Genomic DNA, 4,416 nt, shown 5'->3' on the forward strand with positions numbered 1-4,416 from the left:
GCGCAATAACGCCTCTATGAATTCGCTGATAAACCTCAGCAACCGTTTTTAAGGAACTAAGTAATGCAAGACAACATGATGTGGTGGCGCGGCGGTGTAATCTATCAAATTTACCCGCGCAGCTTTTTAGATAGCCGTGGCGACGGCGTAGGCGATCTGAACGGCATCACCGAAAAGCTGGATTACGTGGCTTCCCTCAACGTGGACGGCATCTGGCTATCGCCCTTTTTCACCTCGCCGATGCTCGACTTTGGCTATGACGTGAGTGACTACCGCGACGTAGACCCGATGTTCGGCACCCTGGACGACTTCAAGGCGCTGCTGGAAAAAGCTCACTCGCTGGGCTTGAAAGTGATGATCGACCAAGTGATCAGCCATACCTCCGATCAGCACCCCTGGTTCCAGGAGAGCCGCCAGGATCGCACCAATCCTAAAGCCGACTGGTTTGTGTGGGCCGACCCGAAACCCGACGGCACGCCGCCCAACAACTGGCTGTCGATTTTTGGCGGCTCGGCGTGGACCTTCGACTCCCGGCGCCAGCAGTACTATCTGCACAACTTCCTGACCAGCCAGCCGGACGTCAACTTCCACAACCCGGAAGCGCGTCAGGCACAGCTCGACAACATGCGTTTCTGGCTGGATTTGGGTGTCGACGGTTTCCGCTTGGATACGGTCAACTTCTACTTCCACGATGCCGAGCTGCGGGACAACCCGCCGGTACCGAAAGGCGAAGCCAAAACCCTGGGCGCCCCGGAAGCAAACCCCTATACCTGGCAGCGCCATGTCTACGACCTCAGCCGCCCGGAAAACCTGGACTTCCTCAAAGACCTCCGTGCGCTGATGGATGAGTACCCCGGCACCACCACCGTAGGTGAAATTGGCGACGATAACCCGCTAGAGCGCATGGCCGAGTACACCGCCGGTGGCGATAAGCTGCACATGGCGTACACCTTCGACCTGCTCAACATGCCCCACTCCGCCAGCTACCTGCGCGAAGTGATTGAACGCTTCCAGCGCTTAGCAGGCGACGCTTGGCCCTGCTGGGCAACCTCCAACCACGATGTGGTGCGTAGCGCGACTCGCTGGGGGGCTGACGAAGACCCCAACGCCTACCCGAAAGTGATGCTGGCCATGCTGTTCTCACTGCGCGGCAGCGTGTGCCTGTACCAAGGCGAAGAGCTGGGCCTGCCGGAAGCGGACGTGCCCTTCGAGCGCATTCAAGACCCCTACGGCAAAGTGCTGTGGCCTGAGTTTAAAGGCCGCGACGGCTGCCGCACGCCCATGCCGTGGACCGACGGCGAACAGGGCGGCTTCTCTCCGGTGGAACCGTGGCTGCCCATGGAAGCTCGTCACTTGGATTTGGCGGTGAGCCGCCAGCAGGATGACCCCAACGCCACGCTCAACACCGTACGCGCCCTGCTAGCGTTCCGCCGCAGCCAACCGGCAATGTTCGATGGCGACTTGGCACTGGTAGACGTTGGCGAGGAGCTACTTGGCTTTACCCGTCAAAAAGGCGACGAGACCCTGCTGTGCGTGTTCAACCTGACCGGGCAAGAGCAGCAAACCACCCTGCCTGTGGAGGTCGCCAGCGACTTGCCGGTCGCCCACTTTACCGCCACGCGAGACGGCAGCACGCTCACGCTGCCCGCGTACCAAGCCGCCTTTATGCAGGTTGCCTAAACGCCGCCCATAACAGTTAATAACGATAGCCGACCCGCTCCGATCGAGGTCGGCAAGGAGTTACCATGGCAAGTGTTACGCTTGAAAAGGTCAATAAGGTATTTGGCCGCGATCACATCATCAAAGACGTTGATCTTTCCATTGGCGACGGTGAGTTTGTCGTATTTGTTGGCCCCTCCGGCTGCGGTAAATCCACGCTGCTGCGCTTAATCGCCGGTCTTGAATCAATCACCGATGGCGACCTGAATATTGGCGGCACCGTGGTCAACGACTTACCGCCTCGTGAACGCGGCGTAGGCATGGTGTTTCAGTCCTACGCGCTCTACCCGCACATGACCGTTTACGACAATATGGCGTTTGGTCTTAAGCTGGCCAACACCGCCAAAGAGACCGTTCACGAGCGGGTGATGAGCACGGCAAAAATCCTGCAGTTGGAAGAGCTTTTACACCGTAAGCCCAAAGCCCTCTCTGGCGGCCAGCGCCAGCGGGTGGCGATGGGCCGTGCCATGGCGCGGGAGCCGCGCATTCTGCTGTTTGACGAGCCGCTCTCCAACCTGGATGCCTCGCTGCGGGTGCAGATGCGTAACGAGATCGCCCGCCTGCACAACCGTCTCGGCTCTACCATGATTTACGTCACCCACGATCAGGTCGAAGCCATGACCCTGGCGGATAAAATCGTGGTGCTAAACCGCGGTCATATCGAGCAAGTGGGCAGCCCTCACGAGCTGTACCAGCGTCCGGCCACCAAGTTCGTCGCCGGCTTTATTGGCTCGCCCACCATGAACTTTATGCCCGCCGAGCTACTGAGCGGCACCGCCGACGGCTGCCGAGTGAAAGCGGCGGGAGTGGGAGAAGTATCATTGCCCCAAGCGGGCGACGCTTACTCGAAAGGCACCTCGCTCACACTTGGCGTGCGTCCCGAGCACCTTCGCCTGGAAGCGCCTCAGGGCGATAACTGCTTTGATATCGTCAACGTTGAGTACCTGGGTAACGAGGTCTACGTGTATCTGGAGCCGAAAGAGGGCTCTACCTTGCTGATCCATCGCAGCGAAGCGCCCAGCCAGTGGAAAGAGGGCCAGCAGGTATCGCTGGTGCCGGATACCAAACATGTTCATTTATTCGACGAAAGCGGCGCCGCGTTAATGCTCTCTGCTACACGCACAGCAGCTTAAATACTGCTAGAAAGCCTCATCACGGCCTTGGCTAGGTGAAACGTCTTCCCAAAGAGGGTAGTCGTCACACCATCAAGGCCGTTATTCTGTGCGCGACAATCAAATAATTAGCCTGCGCTGTAAATGTGTCAGGCACGCACCCTCTCCGCTAACGTTCTTCACCTGTTTAGGAAGCACCGTGACCGCCCCTCGCCGAATGACCCTAAAGGACCTTGCGCTCGAACTCGGCGTCTCAACCGCGACGATTTCCAACGCCTTTAACCGACCCGACCAGCTCTCCCCCCTACTACGAGACCGCATCCTCAAAGAAGCCAAGCGCCTAGGTTACAACGGGCCAGACGCCAAAGCGCGCAGCCTGCGCACCGGACGTTCAAGTATCGTAGCGGTGATTCTGGCCGAAAGCCTGACCTACAGTTTGAACGATGCCGTTGCTAGCGAGTTTCTTTCCGGCGTGGCCGAAGTGCTGGATGCCCACGGCCACACCATGCTACTGCTGCCGGGCCGAGGCCACGCTTCCCAGCCGCCCGGCTCGGCTAATATCGCCGATGGATTTATCGTTTACGGGCTGATGCCCAACAATAAGCTGTTGAGTGAGCTGCCTTCGCAGCGCCCACTGGTGTCGGTGGATTTTGATATTGACGGCTGCCCCACGGTACATATCGATGACCGCGACGCCAGCTACGCGATGGCAACCCATGCGCTTAAGCAGCGCCCTCTTCGTCCTGCCATTATCAACCTGCGTTTAACCAAAGAGCACTGCAATGGCCGGGTGACCAAAGAGCACACGATGCTGCCCGACAGCAGCACGATAAGCCGTGCGCGCCTGGCTGGTTTTCATGCCGCGCTCACCGAACATGGCTTTGATACCGAACAGGTTCCGCTGTGGAATATTGAAGAGAACGTGTTTGACGTGTGCTCGCCGGTGATTACCGAGATCATCGACCTGCCCGCTGAGCAGCGTCCAGATCTGCTGCTATGCATGTCAGACCGAATTGCACTCACTGCGCTAACGCTAGCAGAACAGCGAGGCATTCACGTCCCAGGGGAGTTACGAATTACCGGCTTTGACGGCATTGCCGAAGGGCAGTACCGGGCACCACGCTTAACCACCGTACGCCAGGACAGCGCAGGCAAAGGGCGAGTCGCCGCCAAAATGATTTTGGGGCGGATACCAAAAACCCAGCAGCTGCTCAAAACCGAGCTGCTGCTGGGCGATACCTGCCCTTAAAGATCAAACAGGCGTTATTTGGCGGTTTTCTGCATCGCGATGGCGGTATCCAACATGCGGTTGGAGAAGCCCCACTCGTTGTCATACCACGCCATGATTTTCACCAGACGACCGTTTACACGGGTGTGGTTAGCGTCAAAGGTGGATGAGTGCGCATCGTGATTGAAGTCGATAGACACCAGCGGCTGGGCGTTGACGGCCAGCACCGGCGAGTTAGCGGCGGCTTTCTCAACGATCGCGTTGATCTCTTCTTTGGTGGTATCACGACCCGCAGTAAAGGTTAGATCCACCAGGGAAACGTTGATCACCGGCACGCGCACGGCCAGGCCATCGAAC

Annotated in this window: 3 protein-coding genes and 1 pseudogene; 3 read left to right on the top strand and 1 reads right to left on the bottom strand. The window is 58.4% G+C overall.

Annotated elements, in window-relative coordinates:
• Nucleotides 1-63: 63 nt before the first annotated feature.
• The 3 genes from BIS10_RS17625 to BIS10_RS17635 all read left to right on the top strand — a co-directional run bounded on the left by BIS10_RS17625 (nt 64) and on the right by BIS10_RS17635 (nt 4,080).
• Complete coding sequence (locus BIS10_RS17625; RefSeq protein ID WP_083026005.1) at nt 64-1,680, top strand: alpha-glucosidase family protein; 1,617 nt, start codon at nt 64-66, stop codon at nt 1,678-1,680.
• A gap of 65 nt (nt 1,681-1,745) precedes the next feature.
• On the top strand, nt 1,746-2,852 hold the full coding sequence (locus BIS10_RS17630) for an ABC transporter ATP-binding protein (protein WP_253507278.1): 1,107 nt from the start codon (nt 1,746-1,748) through the stop codon (nt 2,850-2,852).
• A 196-nt stretch (nt 2,853-3,048) separates the two neighbouring features.
• Nucleotides 3,049-4,080: a LacI family DNA-binding transcriptional regulator gene (locus tag BIS10_RS17635; protein WP_301282094.1), complete on the top strand. Its 1,032-nt coding sequence runs from the start codon at nt 3,049-3,051 to the stop codon at nt 4,078-4,080.
• A 14-nt stretch (nt 4,081-4,094) separates the two neighbouring features.
• Here BIS10_RS17635 and BIS10_RS17640 read toward each other — a convergent pair.
• Nucleotides 4,095-4,416: pseudogene (locus BIS10_RS17640) on the bottom strand (erythrose-4-phosphate dehydrogenase); the annotation flags it as partial.

The sequence above is a fragment of the Halomonas sp. 707B3 genome (assembly GCF_024158645.1).
GTDB lineage: Bacteria > Pseudomonadota > Gammaproteobacteria > Pseudomonadales > Halomonadaceae > Vreelandella > Vreelandella lionensis.

Excerpts from the sequence above, each read along its gene's own strand:
- BIS10_RS17625 (WP_083026005.1), top strand. The coding sequence starts at position 64 with ATGCAAGACAACATGATGTGGTGGCGCGGCGGTGTAATCTATCAAATT.
- BIS10_RS17630 (WP_253507278.1), top strand. The coding sequence starts at position 1,746 with ATGGCAAGTGTTACGCTTGAAAAGGTCAATAAGGTATTTGGCCGCGAT.
- BIS10_RS17635 (WP_301282094.1), top strand. The coding sequence starts at position 3,049 with ATGACCCTAAAGGACCTTGCGCTCGAACTCGGCGTCTCAACCGCGACG.